The sequence below is a fragment of the Caldalkalibacillus thermarum genome (assembly GCF_014644735.1).
Taxonomy (GTDB): domain Bacteria; phylum Bacillota; class Bacilli; order Caldalkalibacillales; family Caldalkalibacillaceae; genus Caldalkalibacillus; species Caldalkalibacillus thermarum.
Genome location: NZ_BMKZ01000018.1, coordinates 32,729 through 51,013 on the forward strand (window position 1 = coordinate 32,729; position 18,285 = coordinate 51,013).

Below are 18,285 nucleotides of genomic sequence, written 5' to 3' on the forward strand. Positions count from 1 at the left end.
ATGTTTGTCCCGATTCATCCCCCACTTACACTTCGTTTAGAAGTGGGGGTCTTCTCGAAAATTTATGATAAAATACCACCCAGAACGGACATATTCAGTTCATCATTGATGGCTGCCAGACCATAGGTCAGGACAAAATAGCCCACAGCGCCAGCCAAAGCTGCCGAACCGTGACCGTCTTTAGCCAGGCCGATCGCCACTCCAATGGCAAAGATTAAGGCCAAGTTAGCAAAAATGGCATCTCCAGCAGCAGCCATGAAAGGAATGTTTAATAAGTCCTCTTGCCCCAAACGCAACAGCAAAGCTGCAGCTGGTAAGACAGCTACAGGCAGCATAAGGGCTCTCCCAATGCGTTGCAAAAATGCTAACATAAGAACACGACCCCTTCGTAAGAATCAAGTTTTTCATTGTCATTGACTTCGTGATTTTCCGCAAATTAACGATACATCTCAATGACAAACTTATACCGGTCTCCCCGGTAGACAGACTTGACATACTCAAACGGCGTCCCGTCACTTAAATAGGTGGTTCGTCTCATGAGTAAAACCGGTGCTTGCTCGGCAATCTCCAACAGTTGGCTCTCCTGTTTAAAAGCAACACTGGGCTCTAAACTTTGAATGGCCCGTTCAATTTTCAGCTTAAGCTCCTGTTCAATGTACTCGTATAGCGATCCTTGCACAATCTCCTCCGTCAGACCGTGTATCAACGGTTTGGACAAATAGGACACTTCATAGGCCATGGGGAGCCCGTCAGCCAGACGCAGACGGCTGATCTGCCAGACCAAATCCCCCCTTTCAATTTGCAACTCCCGGCTAACTTTAATGGGAGCTGGTACTTCTTTAAATTCAAGGAGCTTTGTTTCCGGTACCATGCCCAGGCTGCGCATATCTTCCGAAAATCCCCTTAACTTGGACAAAGGCTGCTCAATTTTCCTCTCAGCCACAAAGGTACCTTTGCCCTTCTTTCTGACCAGCAAGCCTTCGTTAACCAGATTGGTGATCGCTTGGCGGACAGTCATGCGGCTGATGTTATATTGTTCGGCCAGTTCCCGCTCAGAAGGAATCAGGTCTCCCGGCTGTAAGGCCTCATTCTCAATCTGGGTGCGAATCAGTTCTTCGAGCTGGTAATAGATCGGAATGGGAGAGTCTTTGTCAATCATGGTGACCTCGTCTCCTTTGCTGTTGATAACAAGGCCGCTGCTTCCCGGTCTAAGAATACGGTGACGCGGTCATGACGCTTTAATGCTGTGACCGGCCACTGTTCAGTCACCTTGTGACCTTCTATTAAGTGATAAACAGCCTCCGCTTTTTTAGGGCCGCTGGCCAAGAGAATGATTTCGTCCGCTTCCAAAATGGTGGCAATGCCCATGGTAATAGCCTGAGTGGGCACCTCTTCAAGGGAAGGGAAAAAGCGTGCATTTGCCTGCCGGGTACTTTCCGCCAATGTGACGACATGGGTTCTCCGGTCGAATGAGGTGCCAGGTTCGTTAAACCCAATATGCCCGTTCCGCCCCACACCTAAAATCACAAGGTCCAGACCACCGTGCCGCCTGATTTCTTCCTCATACCGCTGGCATTCTGCTTCAGGGTCCTTGGCCAAACCATTGGGAATATGGGTTTGTTCAAGGGGCAAACCCAAAGGTTCAAACAGATGCCGGTTCATGTAGAAATGATAACTTTGGGGTGACTGGGGCGGTAAGCCAAGGTATTCATCAAGGTTAAAGGTGACCATGCCGTCCAGTTGAAGTGGGTTATCCCGGTGCAAAGCAACCAGCTCGCGGTAAAAGCCGATGGGAGTTTCCCCGGTAGGCAAGCCGAGGGTCACCTTAGGGCGGCTGGCCACGAACTGGTAGACATAGCGCGCTGCTTGCTTGCTTAGTTGCTCATAATCACGGGCATAGATAATCTCCACCGTACTCACCTCATTTCCTGTCATAGATCAGCTGTCCGCGACAGATGGTTTGCAGGACGTTGAAATCTTGATCTAGCACAACCAAATCAGCATCTTTTCCTGGGGCTATACTTCCCTTGCGGTGGGCAATGCCCAATTTGCGGGCTGCATTAAGAGAGGACAGTTTGACAAGACCCACAAGGTCACAGCCTTTCAACCTGCTGGCATGTCTGACAGCCTCATTCATTTTAAGCATGCTGCCAGCCAGCGTGCCATCTGCCAAGAGCGCTCTGTTCTCTTTTACGGTCACCGTTTGGCCCCCGAGGTCATACAAGCCGTCCCCCAACCCCTTAGCCCGTATGGCATCAGTAATCAGGATCATCCTTTCTGGACCTTTGATGTTGTAGGCCAGCTGTACGACTTCCTGCTTGACATGCACATGGTCAAAGATAATCTCTGCCGTGATGTCAGGATGCAAAAAAACGGCTCCAACAACTCCCGGTTCACGATGGTGAAGGGGACGCATGGCATTAAACAGGTGCGCTGCATGAGACAGGCCATATTGGACAGCTTGGGACACTTGCGCATAAGTGGCATGGGAGTGGCCAACTGAAATGATGATCCCCCTCCTGTTCAAGTATTTGACCAGCGCAAGTCCCTCATCTTCTTCCGGAGCCAGCGTCACCAACCGGATCTTTTCTCCAGACAATTTTTCCCACTTCGCAAACGTCTCCACACAAGGGGGGACAATATGCCCTTTGGGCTGGGCCCCTGGATGGCGTTCACTGATGAACGGACCTTCCAGGTGCAGGCCCAGCACCTCTGCCCCCGGAGCAGGGTCGTTCATGTACTGGTAAACATTTTGAACGGCTTGGGAAATGGCGTCGTCGCTTTGGGTGATGGTCGTCGCTAAAAAGCTCGTTGTTCCCTCGGCAGGCAACGCTTGTGCAATGGTTTGCAATGCCTCCCGGGTGCCGTCCATCACATCGGCACCTGCAGCACCATGAATATGCAGATCAATAAAACCAGGGAAAAGGAAGTCGCTGTCATTGAGGTGTATCACTTTTACACTGGTCTCTGCTTGCTCATAGGGAATGTCACTTACGGCTGCAATTTTGTCTCCTTCCACGATGACGTGTCCGTCATGAATCACCTTCTCCCCGGTCACGATTGTTCCTCCGGTAATCACCATGCTATTTACCGCCATGAGCCCTTCACCTTTCCGTTTGATCTCTTAGTGTAACCCCTTTCAATGTTTAGTATAATATCTAGTTGTTTAATTGTCTATACCACTTTTCTAAAAAAATAACCACGGAGCCAAACCTTACTTGACCGTAGATGCATAAAAGCGGACACTTCAATGATGGTGATTAAGGAGCAGATTAATGAGAAGAGGAGCGATTGGCCTTGTGCGGTTGTATGAGTGGACGAGCCTGTTTGATTTTAACAGCGACCAATGAGGCGATCAACGCTTTTAAGAGATCCCCCGGAAGAAAGGCCGCAGACGAAAGAGCCGTTGCCAATAAAGGTACGCCGGTCACAAAAGCCTGGTAAGGAATTCCGATGGCATAGACCACAATCATACCTCCGACAATATTAAACACAAACACTTTCCACACATTTAAACGCCCCCAAAAACGTTCCACCAATAACCCAATGACAAAAGCTGCCACGGGCCAGCTTAAGATATACCCTCCGGTAGGACCCAAAATAATGGGCAACCCTCCCCGTCCACCGGCTAATACAGGCGCACCGATGGCAACAAGAAACACAAATAAGAGCATACTCAAACCGCCTAAACGGGCACCCAAAACAGCACCAGCCAACATGACTCCCAAGGTTTGCGAAGTGATGGGCACGGGTGTAAATGGCAGGGGAATGGGGGGCAATAAACCAAGCGCTGCTGTAACAGCTGCAAATAAAGCAACATACATCATGTCTTTCAATTTCATTCTCCCAACTTCCCTTCAGCTTAACTACTGGCTACTATTCTCAGTATAGGGAGAGAGGGAGACAATGTCAACCTATAAAATAAGTTGGTTTATATATACATTTGGTTAACCAAACCTGACGTTGAATGAGATTATCTTGAACGAGGTTCCAGATACATGTTATCCTTTTGTAAAAACTTGGCATCATCTTCACGCAATAAGTTAAAATAATGACGGGCCTTGGCGTGGTTTTTCTGTTTGGCCAAGTGGCAGGCCAAATGCTTGATTTCCTCCAGTATAAAGAACAACATATTTTTTCGGGAAAAATAGTTAATGCATTTTTCCATCAATGTCTCGTAATTTTTTACGTCACCTGATTTGTAAAACCTTTTAGCTTCAATGATGAGCAACCTATACCAATCTTCCTCATGTTCACAGACCTGTTTAGCTTCATCCATCAGTACATGATACTCTTCCAACTCACTAAGAGCCAAATATATCTCCAGTACATTACAATAACTAATGATCAACTGCGGACTGTTAATGTGCTTAGATAGATACAAGTCCTTCTGAAAATAGGCAAGACTTTCCCGGTATTTCCCCTGATCCAAATACAAATTTCCTAAATTGTCTAAAACACAAGTCTGGAATTCAACCATTTCGTGTAATTCTGTCAATTTCAGCACCCATTTGTAAAACTCCTCTGCCGTTTCGTAATCTTTTAATCTCCTGCCAATCATGCCAATCAGGATATACGTTTGGGTGACTAACGGCCACATATGGTGTTTCAGGGAAAGCGGCAGGGCATCATGACCATAAGTTTTGGCTTGTTCAAATTCATTTAAAAAATAATAATTGCGGGCCATATTGTAAAACACATGGGCTTGTTGGTGTTCATCAAGCGGCTGGGTCAAAAGTTTGCAAAAAAAGCGGTTACTTTCTAAATACCTGTGCTTATATTGAAAAACGCGAGCCTGAACATAGTAATACAGGTTAATAGCTGAAGTGGAAGAGAGCCTCTGGATAACAATGGTGTCATCCACTAAAGGAACAATCTGTTCGTCAAAAAACTTAACAGCCTGAGAAAATTCCTTCAGGTAGATATATAGGTAATTTTTAAGCAGCAAATAATAAAGCTCCTGTTCCACGGAGGAGATATACGGATAGGTTTCCCCAATCTCCTTAAGCAATAGTTCTGCTTTTTGAACACACCCCTTATCCAGTTCTGCATGTATTTGCCTCAGCTGTTTCATCAAAAACGGATTTTCCCGGTCATAACGAAGCAGGTGGTCAGCAGGGATATCCAATTTTTGAGCCAGATATTCCAAAACAGCCGGTTTTGGAAGCCGGTGGCCTGCTTCAATTTGAAACAGCTCGCTTTTGGATAAATGCCCATCTGCAAGGTCAACCAGTGATAACTGCTGCTCCCGGCGCAGTTTGGCGATGCGTTTGCCGATATGCATGTCACACGTCCCCTTTTTTTATTATTCAGCTATTTTATATTTTGTTTACACACAGGAAGTTTCTAACTAGAGTTTGGCATGGATACCCTTTTAGGACACATAGTGACTTCATCCTTTCTTGATTTTTCTTGTTTGGTCACTTGAAATATTCTCCAAGAAGGGGTGAAGTCCTTTATTTGGACCCGTGTTTGCCCATTTTTTAGATGAATCTGTCTAATTATTTTTTACCATACTTTTAGATTTATTTCAAATGTTTTTAAAATTAAAAAATAGCACCGGAATCCGTGACATATGGGCGGGATTGGTTTAAATGTTTGCCACATGATGACTTATAGACATTAAAATGATCACAAAATATTTGATTATCACCTTAAATACCTATATATTCCAGCCCGTCCAGACGCTGGCGGAGCCGGGCTGGAGACGGTACACTTTTGAGCTGAAGGGCATATTGGAAGAAGTCATCCTCACGAAAGGCTTCGATTTCCCATTGTATCAAAGCAGGTGAGGGATTAATAGATGAATCCTCACGAATTCAGGTCTCCATATAATTGATAAAGGGCTCTTCGCTATTTGCTGTGGGATTAGCAACATTTCATGCCATCCTAAAGAAAGAGGAAGTCAACCATGTACAGTATCTCGACTTTCATTCGGCAAGCTTTGCCTTATTTCAATTCATAGAAGGGTGGTATAACCGTAAAAGAATCCATAGCCGCCTGGGTTACAGAACACCTCAGGAAGTGGAAGATCTTTTGAAACATTCGGCTTAAAACTTAACTTTTTTGTGTCCAGGATATTGACTCAAATCCATAATTAAGTGAGTGGTTGTTTAGTGCAAAATGAAAGTATAGAGTTCTGCAACCGAAAAGTGCAGAGCTTTTCATTATATAAAAAAGACTTGCCAGCCCCTAAAATCCCCTCCGCCACTGTTACGATTGTGAAGAATAAAACAGTGGAGTGATAAAAAGGATGCTGGCAATGTCCGACACTCATCCTATCAAACATTTACGTGACAAAAAAAGCGCGATCCTATTCTCGTTGTCACGCATTCATCGGCCAGTCTTTGTATTGCTGCTCGGCTTGTTCCATGAATTTGTTTGTTAAAAATTGCAATTGTTGGCCGGTAATTTTTTCTTTGATGAGTACTTGCTTGACGGCTAATTTCACTTTAGCGTAAACATCACGACGGTGTGGACTTGTCCAGTCTACGGCTAATTGTTTCTTTAAGGCTTTAACCACCTTATGGATTAAACTAGCAAGAAACTCGTTTGAGAACGCTTCCTGCTCCATAGCAGAGATCGCTTTGTAAAATTCAATTTCTTCCTCTGACAGTCCTAAATCGTGTCGCTTGCGTATTTCTTCTTCCATTTCTTTGCGCATGTTAATCATAACCCTGACCACATCGGCAGCTTGAATGACACGATTATGATAATCCCTTAACGTTTTTTCTAGAAGTTCGCTTAACGCCTTTGACTGTGGGCTTCCTTGGCTAAATGTCACTTTGATTTGGTCCTCTAATAGTTTTTTCAGCAACTTTAAGCGCAAGTCTACATGCTCTTTTTTCGTTAAATCTGCCAAGAACGCATCATCCAATATGCTGATATCCGGACGTTCAATTCCTGCTATTTGGAAAATGTCAACCGTTTCTTTTGCCAACAGGCTGTTATCGATGAGTTCTGATAATCGCTCTTCCAATGTTTTATTTTCACTCGGTTTTTCAATTGATGGACGCAAATGTTTGCGAAGTTGCGCTTTCATCATGAAATAAAGCATGACCTCATCCGCCAGTTCAAGCACATCCGGATGATGTTTCACCAACTGATACGATTTTTCAAGTTTGGCAGCTGCTTGGATATATTCCTCAGGATCTCGGTTTAAAAGAATGTTAACAAGATCTGCAATGAAGTCTTCGCGCTCTAGCTTTGGTTTTGCGCGCCAGTTTTGAACATCAATATCGCTTGGAATAAATCCCCTTACTGTCTCCAGATGATTCATAAAGATGTTAACGGCCTCGGAAATATCATAAGTAGGACTTCCCGTGCCGCCGCTTTGCGTATATTTATGAGTTGCTTCTTTCAGGGATGTGGCAATGCCAATATAATCAACGACGACACCGCCCTCTTTTCCCGGAAACACACGGTTTACACGGGCAATGGCTTGCATAAGATTGTGTCCCCTCATTGGCTTATCGACATAAAGGTAAGAAAGCGGTTTAGCGTCCATTCCTGTCAGCCACATATCGACGACAATGACAAATTTCAAAGGATCTTCTGGGTCACGAAGTTTGGCTTTCACTTCTTCTTGCTCTTTTTTCGATTTAATATGCGCATATTTGCTTCCCGGCTGAACTTCGCGCCACTCTTTAGGATCCTTTGATACATCCCCTGTCATAATCACTTCAACAGGAGGACATTCCGGAATTTCTCTTAGATAGTTATACAAATCAACCGCAATGCGCCGGCTCATGCAGACAATCATCGCTTTTTGAAATGGATTGGCGACTTGGTTAAAATGTGATACGATATCTTTGGCTAAACGACGGAGCCGTTTTGGAGTACCGACGACTTTTTCCAGAGCGGCCCATTTTCTTTTATAGCTCTCTGACTCTTCATCGTCTTCCCCTGCTTCTTCGATAATTTTTCTGTATTTTTCATCAATGTCCTCAGTAGATAAATCAAGCGGAATTAGACGGCTTTCATAGTAGATTGGCAATGTCGCTTTGTCTTCGACCGCCTGAGCCATATCGTAGCGGTGGATAATATGTCCAAAAATTTCTTCTGTATTGTTATCAACAAAATCGACCGGGGTTCCCGTAAATCCAATATAGGAAGCGTTCGGCAAAGCATAACGCAACTGAGCGGCAAATCCGCCCGCAAAACCGGCTTGGGTGCGATGTGCTTCATCGGCAATCACGACAATGTTTCGTCTTTCCGATAAAACAGGGTGTCGGGTTTCTCCTTCTTTTTTACGGAATTTTTCAATGGTGGAGAAAATGATTTGTCCCGCTTCCCCTCTCAGTAATGTTCGCAACTGTTCGGTACTTTCCGCGTGATGCACATGGCCGATGTAAGATTTCCCTTGCACAAACGTCTCATACAACTGTTCGTCTAAGTCATTACGATCCACTTGAATGACAATAGATGGATTTTCCAGTTCAGGATGGCGCGATAAAATTCCTGCGAAAAATAACATGCTTAGCGATTTGCCCGAACCCGTTGTATGATACATCACCCCGATTTTCCGATCCCCATCCGGCCGCGTTGCACGGATCGCTTCATTGACAGCGAAGTTTACACCAAAAAATTGGTGATATTTCGCGCCAATTTTTGTAATTTTGCTTCCTTCCTCCAAAAAGACAATGAAATTACGAATATAATTTAGCAGACGGTCTTTTGGGAATAATCCTTCAATCAGCGTGCGCATCGTATTGGCGCGGTTGTTATCGACATTTCGTCCATCAATCGATTTCCATGAAGCAAAGAAATCGTAATCAGCAAACGGCATCCCATGCTTCGTTTCCACGTTATCGGAAATGACAACAAAAGCGTTGTAGTTAAATAATTGCGAGATATCATACGTATAGTTTTGAATTTGGGTATATGCATCATAAACAGTCGCTTGCTCGTTGTTCGGATTTTTCAACTCAAACACAATCAGCGGCAAACCATTAATGTATATAACGATATCTGGCCGGCGGGACATGCGTCCTTCAATCGGCAATTGATTGACCACTAAAAAGTCATTGTTCTCCGGATGTTCCCAATCGATCGGGAAAACATGAGGCGTGTATGTTTCATCGTTTACCTCATAAGAAAATTCAAGTCCTTTCGTCAACATTTGGTGAAAATGCATATTTCGGTTAATCAGTTTTACCCCATCCGGCGCCGTCAAAATTTGAGCAAGCCTTTTGATTTCTTGTTCCGGTATGACCGGATAAGCCTTCTTTAAGAAGGCTTCCAACCGACCATAAAGAACTACTTCGTGAAGACTATTACGCTCTCCACGCTGAAACAATTCCTGCGCATGAAGATAGTCATAACCTAACCGCTTTAAACGCTCAATCGTCGTCTCTTCAAATTCCGTTTCACCTAGAGGTCTCGTTGCCATGTTGCTTGCACCTCCTAGTCAAATGTAAGTCTATTAAAGCACTTCTTCTACTTGCTTTTCGGCTTGAGATACATCAATTTCACCGGATAAAAGGCGAGGGAGGAGAAAATCTCTTAAAGACGAAAGTTGGAAAACCTCACTTCTATTTAAAGAAATCTGGTCTATTATGTTGTTAAAAGTATCTATAATATCTTTTATTTGTTTGAAATCGTTTGGCATTGCTATGCCTTCCATCTTAACAAATTCCTTTGCTTGGAAATTGCCTATACCATTACTTGAGACATTCTGGTAGTCCTCCATTTTCCCTGTATCATACAGATAATTGAGGTGTAGATATGCTAAAGAAGCAAATTTCTTCTCTTTTAATCTAAATAATTTACAAAAACTCGCGCATATTAAATTTGTGCCTAAAATATTGATTAACTCTTTTGTTACAATAAAACTTTTGCCTACGCATCTAGTAGATGAATTTACAGAGTTTTCTATTATTATGTCTCTTTCCATCATCCTTCTTTTATCGAAACTATTAGTTTTGATAAATCGTTTCGGAATGTTACCAAATTCGCCATTACTTAACTTATCAAAGTCGGATCCCCGAATAACTCCAACCTCAACATTTTCAATTTCATTAGGTTCATCTTTCCCCCAATCTCCTCCTATATAAGAATCAAGTAAATCACTGTATTTGTGGATTGTCCATCCCTTTGGAATCATCCCTAATTCCGACTCCACAAACTCCCCATCTTGAAATGGTCCAAAATCAACAAACCAATGTTTGTAAAGCGTCATGGCCATTTCTTCGAGGGTTTCGTTCATTTGGAGATTGAGTTCGATTTTATCATCTAATGAACCTAGTATCGATGCTATACTCTCTTGAATTTCAAGAGGAGGTAGGAGAATTTTTACGTTATCAAAAGTCTTTAAATTGATATTATCCTGAACCGTTCCGTAAGCAAGTTGCTGAATATTTTTCTTATACCATTGAAGATAATAATATATATAATAAACATTACATTTATCCTTATCTGGTATAAATCCAACAACACTGTCAGGAAAACAAGCATCTATTCCTAGAATAGCAGTTTCTGCTATATTCGCTGCTATGGTAATACAGAGAGTTCCTTTTGGCCACAGTCTACTTTGGGCTAACCCCACTTCATTATAAGTCTGCTCATATTTTGTTATAGTTCTATTAGCATTTTTTATATCTCCTGTCTGAATAAATGGGTATTTTCCCCCATAAAGGATCGGATCATAGCGAGGACGATGTTTTGATTTTCCTCGTGCAAGTTCTCCGATTTCTTTTAGAGTGACTTCCCTCCACTGACTCATACTAATCCCTCCAAGTCTTTCTTAATCTTCTCTTGAAGGCGATTAGACTCTTCAAATTGTTCTAAAAGACGCTGTGTCAATTCAGCCATTTTTTCTTCAAACGGTACATCGTCTTCATTGGATACTTCCGTCCCAACATAAATCCCCGGTGTTAATTTGTAGTCATTGGCTCGTACTTCATCAATTGTTGCAACTTTACAGAACCCGACAATATCTTCGTATCCTTCAGCACCTTCGTATTTGTAGGCACGATAAACGGCTGCGATTTTATCAATTTCTTCTTTGGACAGTGCTTTTTGCTTACGGCTGACGAGCGTCCCCATTTTGCGGGCATCGATAAACAAAATTTCATTTTTTCTTGCCCGATAGCCGTTTTTGCCGTCACGGTTTTTGCTTAAGAAAAATAAACAACATGGAATGACTGTCCTAAAGAACAGTTTTTCAGGCAATTGAACAATGCAGTCAATATATCCTTCATCCACTAATTTTTGACGGACCTCTTTCTCCTCTTTCACATTCGTGGTCATCGCTCCGTTTGCCATCACAAACCCTGCGGTACCTGTATCATTTAAATGATATAGGAAGTGTTGCATCCACATATAGTTCGCATTGCTGTTTGTGACTGGTCCGATTAAGCGCGGGTCATTTTTTGATAAACGGTCTGCTCCCCAGTCTTTTTGGTTAAACGGCGGATTGGCAATCACGTAATCGGCCTTTAAATCAGGGAACTGATCGTTTAACAGCGAATCACCCAAGCGAATTTCCGCATTGATGCCATGCAATAAAACGTTCATTTTTCCAAGACGTACGGTCGTTACCACATTTTCCTGCCCGTAAAACGAAAGAGCGTGTTTGTTTGGCGCATATTCTTCACTTTGGATAAACATCCCGCCGCTACCGCACGCTGGATCAAACACAATCCCACTTTTCGGCTCCAGCATGGCAACAAGCAGTTTAACAATACTGGATGGTGTAAAGAATTCTCCGCCTCTTTTACCTTCGGAAGCGGCAAAAGAACTAATAAAATACTCATAAGTACGGCCCAATATATCTACACTGTCATCCGTATTGGCACTAAACACATCTCGAGAAAAAATTTCGATTAATCCCGCCACGTTTTCAGGTGGTAAGTTCGAACCTTGGTATATTCGCGGCAATATGCCTTCCAGTTCTGGGTTTTCCTCTTCGAGACGCTTCATCGCGTTATCAAGAATCTCTTTAATATTCGGCTGCTTGGCGTTTTTCATAATATAAGACCAACTTGCTTCTTCAGGCACGACAAAGACGTTTTCCGCCTTATATTGGTCCGGGTCGGTGATGATGATTTGCTGCATTTCATCATCTTCCGTATACCAATCGCTGCTTGGATCTTTTACGATTTGCTCTAATTCTTTTCGGCGCTTTTCGTACTTGTTAGAAAGATAGCGCAAAAAGATTAACGGAAGTACATAGTGTTTATAATCAGCAGGAGCCACACTCCCGCGCATTTTATTGGCTGCTTCAAATAAATCCTTTTGAAAATCGATGTCTGCTTTTACAGTCATACTCTTCCTCCTGCTTCTTTATCTTTTTCATACTAGATTTGTTGAAAAACAAAAGTAAAGACTTGAAATCATTAGGATGCTCCAAAGTGTTCCAACTTTAATTATACAGCGTTCCATACACCTTAGAAATATTATAACAACTTCAACTTTTTACCAGAAGATGCAGAATAGTTTTTATAAATGTATTCTGATAAAGCTAATGCATCATCCTGTATTTTCTCCACATCCCATTTATCGTTGGATAAACGCCTCTTTGAGGTTAGAACAATACTTCTATATCCTTTCTTTATTTCCCAATCATACGCAAAACTGACTTGTTGATTAGCTTCCATAAGTATGTTCCGGATTGTTTCAGCATGATCCTGTCTGCGTAGCCAGATGTTTGGCTCTCTTTGCCCATGACCGTCACAACTCATAGAAGTATATAACCCGACTTTATTTAATGCAAATACTAGACTAGCAATGCCGCTATCCAAATCCAATATAGAGAGGTCGTTGTCCGGATTATGATTCCATGCAACTGGGACTTCTTGTGGTCTTAAAACAGAAAACCAGTTCCATCCTTGTCGATGAAAAAACTCTATTTGCTGGAATAGTTCATCCGAAACAAGGGTATTCGGCTTCAGCCGAATCCCTTGTTCGCCAATGCTGATGCCTATTTGTAATGCTGTTAATAAACTGATCATTTCGATGAAGTTAGATTTTGAATACCATACATCCAAAACTAATTCTTCATCTACTACGTCCACCCAAAACCCTCGTCTTCTTAGACTATTTCTTAATTCAAGAAGAAGTTTCTTTTTCAACACTCATTCCCCCTGCTTTATCATTGGTCGGATAAAAGCTCCAATGCCAAACTTTTGATAAGCATCAAAGTATTTTTGCTTCCTCTCTTCATAAGCTTTGCGAATTAATTCATCTGCTTCTTCCAGCTGTCTAATCATCTCCTGTTGCTGCTCAATAGGAAGCAAAGGCAACTCAATGGAGCGAATATCATTTGGAGTTAAAACTGTTGCAATAGATCCGCTTTGATGAGCTTCAAAAAAGTATTGGCCAATCGGACTTTCTAAGAAACGTTTAACGTAGACAGGATCGACTTCTTTCGTAGAATGAAGGCGAATGATAATAAACATATTCGATACTAAAATCGTTCCATCGTATTCCGGAACAATGGCAATTTTCTGTTGGGTTCCCCTACTTGACACTAAAATGTCCCCCGGCTGTGCGGTAACACGCTGTACATCTCTTGTTTGAATCGGAAATTCATCAATGGTTTCAAAGCGTATTTCTCCATTTTCGATATCTCGTATTTGAATAACAGGGAATAACTCCCCGTCTGCACTTTCGATTTGTCTACGGGTTGGAAGATTCACGCCGCGGATGACCTCCGCAATGTCCCCGATCTGCACAAGTTTTTCCGCTTCGCTTTCGTATTTTTTCTTATTAAAGACGATCTTGCCGAATTCTGTGTCCAGTTCCACATGAATAAAGTATAAGGATGGGTTTAAGTCCCAATTATTTTCGGCAATTTCATCTATAGTAACAATGCGTGAGTATTTTTCTTTGTTTTCATATTCCTCGAGCGTTTCAATGATTTTCTGGACATGTTTGGAAGTCAAATATTTCTGTGTTCTTGTCCGCTCATAATCCCCTTCGGCATTAATGAATTGCACTTTGCCTTTTTTGTGGCTTGGTTTATGTTTATTCAATAGAAGAAGCGCCACCTGAATACCCGTTCCGCTAAATAAATTGTTTGGAAGGGAAACAATGCTTTCGATTACATCGTCTTTTAATAAGATGGAGCGAATTTTTCTTTCTGCCGCACCTCTAACCAGTGTTCCAAAAGGAACGATTAATGCCGCTTTCCCTTCCTGATTTAAAGACGCCAATGCGTGTAATATAAAGGAATAATCTCCTTGTGATTTAGATGGAAGATCATATAATTCAAATCGATGATAAGGGTCATTGATGGCAAACTCATATCCCCAATCTCTTAAACCGAATGGGAAATTCATCATAATATAGTCAAATTGCATCAGGCGCCCATTTTCGAGCCATTTCGGGTCACGAATGGTATCACCCAATTTCATATCCCCCTGTTCTGGCAAGATATGATTGACAAACAAATTCAGCTTGCCAATAACATATAACTCCTCATTAATCTCTTGTCCATAAACAGTAATATCTTTTCCTTTGCCTTTAACGTATCGGTAGGCATCAACCAGTATATTTGCAATTCCAGCGGTTCCGTCATATACGGATCCCGTAATTGGCTTTAATGCCTGAATCATTAGCTGTGACAGGCCATCGGGTGTGAAGTCATAACCTTTTGAAGATGCAAGCAGCTCTTTTATTAATGTTTCAAAAAAAACTGCCGTAGCCTCGCTATGTTGATACTCCGTTTTCGTTAATCCATATCGTTCAAGAAGAACCACTAATTTATAAAGAGTGGTTTCCTCGATGTTCTTGAATGTATCGTTAAGAAACACGCCAGAGAGTGAAGGCTCTATACTTTCAAGCATACGGTATAAAGATTGGATGGTCTCTTTTACATTTCCGCGGCGATTTTTAAGTTCTTCCCTTGTTATGATGTTTGTAAGCTTCTCACCATATTTTTCATTCTCCATGGCAAAAAACAGAGTATGCAGCTTTAATAATTCGACTGTTAATCCTTTTTCCGCTTCAATTTCTTTCTTATTAAATTGATTTTCTAATTCATGAATAAATTGCAACGCTTTGTCGCGGCTCATTATTTTACCTCCTAACTTTTTAATAAAGTATTATTAATTCCTTTTTAATTTTAATACAAAAAAGAAACTTCCTTATGCAATAATTCCATTGTCGCAAGGATTGTCTTCAAAGACATTACTCATTATTTAATGAAGTAACTTATGGTTGACCATCCCTGCGCTTTTAATATAACATACAACGAAATTTTTGTAAAGGGTATTTTTAATTCCTTTTAGTTTTATTACAATTCCCCCAAAAACAGAAATTATAAACCATAATTTGAGTATGATAAATGTAATAGAGGGTGTCCTAAAAGTGATCGCTTTTAGGACATCCTGTTAAAACAGAGTTAGAACCCTTTAGTTGACTAAAGGTGCAAGTACTTGTGCAAGTTTTTAAATCACAGGGATTTTAACACAATTGCCAATAAAACGAAAAAAGCTTGAAACCCTTGATACACAAGGATTTCAAGCCTCTCGCTCTAGTGATTCCGACTGGGCTCGAACCAGCGATCTCCACCTGTCAAGGTGAGGGTTGCCAAACATAAACATAAAGATTAATCCGTTACTTTATCTTTGATTAAGGGGACAATTTGCTCCAGGGAGCGGGGATTTTCCAAGGCTGATGTGTCTCCCAACGGTTGCCCGAGGTATTTGGCCCGGATTAAACGGCGCTGGATTTTTGCATTACGGGTACGGGGCAGATCGTCCACAAAACAGATTCGGTGAGGTTTCAATGCTTTACCCAGGCGGCTGGTCACTTGTCCTACCAACTCCTGTTCTAACGCTTCCGATGGCGAATATCCGGAGCGCAGGACAACAAACAGTACAGGTACTTCTCCTTTGACCTCATCTGGGACGCCAATCGCTGCCGCTGCACTGACGGCTGGATGCTCGGATACAGCCGATTCAATTTCAGAGGGGCCCACCCGTTTGCCAGCCACCTTAATCGTGTCATCGGCACGACCTAAAATATACCAAAAACCGTCGTCATCTACTGCGGCCCAGTCACTGTGGGCCCACACATCCGGCCATTTTGACCAGTAGGTTTCCAGATAACGCTGATCATCCTGCCAGAACGATTGGGTCATGCCTACAAATGGTTTTCTGATCACAAGCTCTCCAACCGAGCCGACAACCGAATGCCCCTCTTCATCCACCACATCAGCAGCTATGCCGGGCAGCGGGCCATGAAATGAACATGGCTTAAGCGGCAGAGTGGGGTAGCAACCCAGGATCCCACCGGACACTTCTGTTCCACCTGAGTAGTTAATAATTGGACAGCGGCCCCGCCCCACTTTTTCCAGGAACCATTGCCACGATTTGGCCGTCCATGGTTCACCAGTTGAACCCAAGAGGCGCAAGGAAGATAAATGATACCGGGTTGTCCATGCATCCCCATGATTCATCATGGCGCGAATCACAGTGGGGGCGATGCCCAAAACAGTCACCTGATGTTTCTCCACCAGCTGCCACAACCGTTCCGCATGGGGATAATCGGGCGTCCCTTCATACAGGACCATTGTTGCCCCGTGCATGGTGGTTCCCAAGAACAGCCAAGGCCCCATCATCCAGCCAATATCTGTCAGCCAAAAGATGCGGTCTGAGGCTTTCACATCAAAACAGAAATACATGTCGATTGCATTTTTGATCGGGAAGCCCGCATGGGTGTGTACCGTCCCCTTCGGACGCCCTGTTGTGCCAGACGTGTAAATGATCATAAACGGTTCATCACTGGCCAGCGATGCCGTTTCTACTGGTGTGTGATGGTCTTTAAGCAATTCATCATACCAGATATCCCGCCCCTCTTGCCACTCGACCTCCTGGCCAGCACGCTTCACCACCACCTGATGTTCAACAGACGGGACTGCTTGCAGAGCTTGATCGGCGACTGCTTTCATCGAAACAATGCGCCCCCGCCGGTAAAAGCCGTCTGCCGTAATCAACAGCTTCGCTTTACAATCGTCCAGGCGTTTAGCCACTGCGTCAGCCGCATAGCCGGAAAAAATGGGAATAACAACTGCCCCTATTTTAGCGCAAGCAAACAGGGCAACAGCGGTTTGGGGCAACATGGGCAAAAAGATGCCGACCCGGTCACCTCTGTCAATGCCCAATGCCTTCAGTCCCGCAGCCAGCCTATTGACCTCCCGGCTCAACTTGGCATAATTCCATTCACAACTATCCCCTGGCTCCCCTTCCCAAATCAGAGCCGGATGATCGCCACGTCCACTCTCGATATGTTTTTCAAGACAATTGTCCACCAGATTGGTTTTGCCACCGACAAACCAACGGGGCCATTGCATCCCTTTGGACAAATCAACCACTTGCCGATAAGGGTGATGCCATTTAATATGAAGCGCTTTCAACACAGCTTCATAAAACCATTCCAAATCTTCCGTCGACTTTTTCAACAACTGGGCTAAATCCTCAAGGCCGTGCTGCTTTAGAAAGCGGGTCAGATTAGCATCCTTGATTTGTTCTTCACTCGGCTCCCAAGCAACAGGAAAATGTTTAAATTCATTTAAACGATCGTCAGCAGACGGTATTTCCCGCGCACTCACCATTAATCCCTCCTTGCCTGATTCTCGCTGTGTTGGTCAACCGTTTGACCAAGTCTTTAAGCTGTGAGCAGTTACCCCGTAAGCCGTTCGATATTACGGATGACCTCTTGGACATGCCCTTTAACCTTCACTTTACGCCACTCTTTGACAATCTTGCCCTCCGGGTCAATGACAAACGTGGAGCGTTCAATGCCCATATATTCCTTGCCAAACATTTTCTTTAAGGTCCACACTTGAAAATGTCTGGCCAGACGCTGCTCTGTATCGGCCAAGAGCAGAAAAGGAAGATGGTGTTTTTCAATAAATTTTTGATGGGACTTCACATCATCAGGACTGACGCCAATCACCTTTACCCCCAGCTCTTTCAGGCGCTGATGATGGTCCCTAAAGTCGCATGCCTCTGTGGTACAGCCTGGTGTCATATCTTTGGGATAAAAATAGAGTACGACAAATTGCCCTTTAAAATCTGTCAGAGCGACCTCTTCGCCGTTTGAAGCAGGCAAACGGATGTCGGGAACGAATTGCCCTACCATTGTTTCAGCCATCTGTTTCACCTCAGCTTTTATGGATAGTGTCTATTGATAGTGTAACACAATCCCGCCCCCTTTGTTCAGGTCATAATTAGAGCAAACACCGGCTATCAATAGCCATGCGAAAAATGTGTGCAACCAAAAGCCCTTGCCACCCGGGGGCGTGAGCAGTTCGCTCACGCCATCCCTGCGGCAAGG

Annotated in this window: 12 protein-coding genes and 2 pseudogenes; 1 reads left to right on the forward strand and 13 read right to left on the reverse strand. The window is 43.3% G+C overall.

All coding sequences use genetic code 11. The features are described 5' to 3' along the window. Positions 1 to 65 precede the first annotated feature (65 nt). From IEW48_RS08830 to IEW48_RS08855, 6 genes and pseudogenes are all read right to left on the reverse strand, one after another. Positions 66 to 371, reverse strand: a pseudogene (locus IEW48_RS08830) (PTS transporter subunit EIIC); the annotation flags it as partial. Between the two features lie 65 nt (positions 372 to 436). Continuing rightward, a complete protein-coding gene (locus IEW48_RS08835; RefSeq protein ID WP_188623489.1) occupies positions 437 to 1,159 on the reverse strand; it encodes a GntR family transcriptional regulator in 723 nt (240 codons plus the stop codon). Next, positions 1,156 to 1,935, reverse strand: coding sequence for a glucosamine-6-phosphate deaminase (nagB, locus tag IEW48_RS08840; RefSeq protein ID WP_188623490.1), 780 nt, complete (start codon positions 1,933 to 1,935; stop codon positions 1,156 to 1,158). Before nagB ends, IEW48_RS08835 begins: the two co-directional genes overlap by 4 nt. Next, the gene (gene nagA, locus IEW48_RS08845; RefSeq protein ID WP_371874851.1) at positions 1,922 to 3,097 is read right to left on the reverse strand and encodes an N-acetylglucosamine-6-phosphate deacetylase; all 1,176 of its coding nucleotides are present in this window, start codon (positions 3,095 to 3,097) and stop codon (positions 1,922 to 1,924) included. Before nagA ends, nagB begins: the two co-directional genes overlap by 14 nt. Positions 3,098 to 3,272: 175 nt before the next feature. Further along, complete coding sequence (locus IEW48_RS08850) at positions 3,273 to 3,842, reverse strand: biotin transporter BioY (RefSeq protein WP_188623491.1); 570 nt, start codon at positions 3,840 to 3,842, stop codon at positions 3,273 to 3,275. A 131-nt stretch (positions 3,843 to 3,973) separates the two neighbouring features. Beyond that, the gene (locus tag IEW48_RS08855) at positions 3,974 to 5,284 is read right to left on the reverse strand and encodes a helix-turn-helix domain-containing protein (RefSeq protein ID WP_188623492.1); all 1,311 of its coding nucleotides are present in this window, start codon (positions 5,282 to 5,284) and stop codon (positions 3,974 to 3,976) included. A 584-nt stretch (positions 5,285 to 5,868) separates the two neighbouring features. On the opposite strand from IEW48_RS08855, the pseudogene IEW48_RS08860 reads away from it, so the two are divergent. Then, a pseudogene (locus IEW48_RS08860) lies at positions 5,869 to 6,054 on the forward strand (IS3 family transposase); the annotation flags it as partial. 271 nt (positions 6,055 to 6,325) lie between these two features. Here the strand turns inward: IEW48_RS08860 and IEW48_RS08865 are convergent. The 7 genes from IEW48_RS08865 to bcp all read right to left on the reverse strand — a co-directional run bounded on the left by IEW48_RS08865 (position 6,326) and on the right by bcp (position 18,102). Continuing rightward, the gene (locus IEW48_RS08865) at positions 6,326 to 9,391 is read right to left on the reverse strand and encodes a type I restriction endonuclease subunit R (RefSeq protein WP_188623494.1); all 3,066 of its coding nucleotides are present in this window, start codon (positions 9,389 to 9,391) and stop codon (positions 6,326 to 6,328) included. Between the two features lie 33 nt (positions 9,392 to 9,424). Continuing rightward, positions 9,425 to 10,723 (reverse strand): restriction endonuclease subunit S, encoded by a 1,299-nt coding sequence (locus tag IEW48_RS08870; RefSeq protein ID WP_188623495.1) that lies wholly within the window; start codon positions 10,721 to 10,723, stop codon positions 9,425 to 9,427. Continuing rightward, positions 10,720 to 12,267: a type I restriction-modification system subunit M gene (locus IEW48_RS08875; protein ID WP_188623496.1), complete on the reverse strand. Its 1,548-nt coding sequence runs from the start codon at positions 12,265 to 12,267 to the stop codon at positions 10,720 to 10,722. Before IEW48_RS08875 ends, IEW48_RS08870 begins: the two co-directional genes overlap by 4 nt. A gap of 131 nt (positions 12,268 to 12,398) precedes the next feature. Then, complete coding sequence (locus IEW48_RS08880; RefSeq protein ID WP_188623497.1) at positions 12,399 to 13,076, reverse strand: hypothetical protein; 678 nt, start codon at positions 13,074 to 13,076, stop codon at positions 12,399 to 12,401. Further along, positions 13,077 to 15,017, reverse strand: a complete 1,941-nt coding sequence (locus IEW48_RS08885) for an N-6 DNA methylase (RefSeq protein ID WP_188623498.1) — start codon at positions 15,015 to 15,017, stop codon at positions 13,077 to 13,079. 536 nt (positions 15,018 to 15,553) lie between these two features. After that, the gene (locus IEW48_RS08890; protein ID WP_188623499.1) at positions 15,554 to 17,560 is read right to left on the reverse strand and encodes an AMP-binding protein; all 2,007 of its coding nucleotides are present in this window, start codon (positions 17,558 to 17,560) and stop codon (positions 15,554 to 15,556) included. Between the two features lie 68 nt (positions 17,561 to 17,628). After that, positions 17,629 to 18,102 carry a thioredoxin-dependent thiol peroxidase gene (gene bcp / locus IEW48_RS08895; protein ID WP_188623500.1) on the reverse strand — a complete coding sequence of 158 codons (474 nt, stop codon included), beginning with the start codon at positions 18,100 to 18,102 and terminating at the stop codon, positions 17,629 to 17,631. Positions 18,103 to 18,285 lie beyond the last annotated feature (183 nt).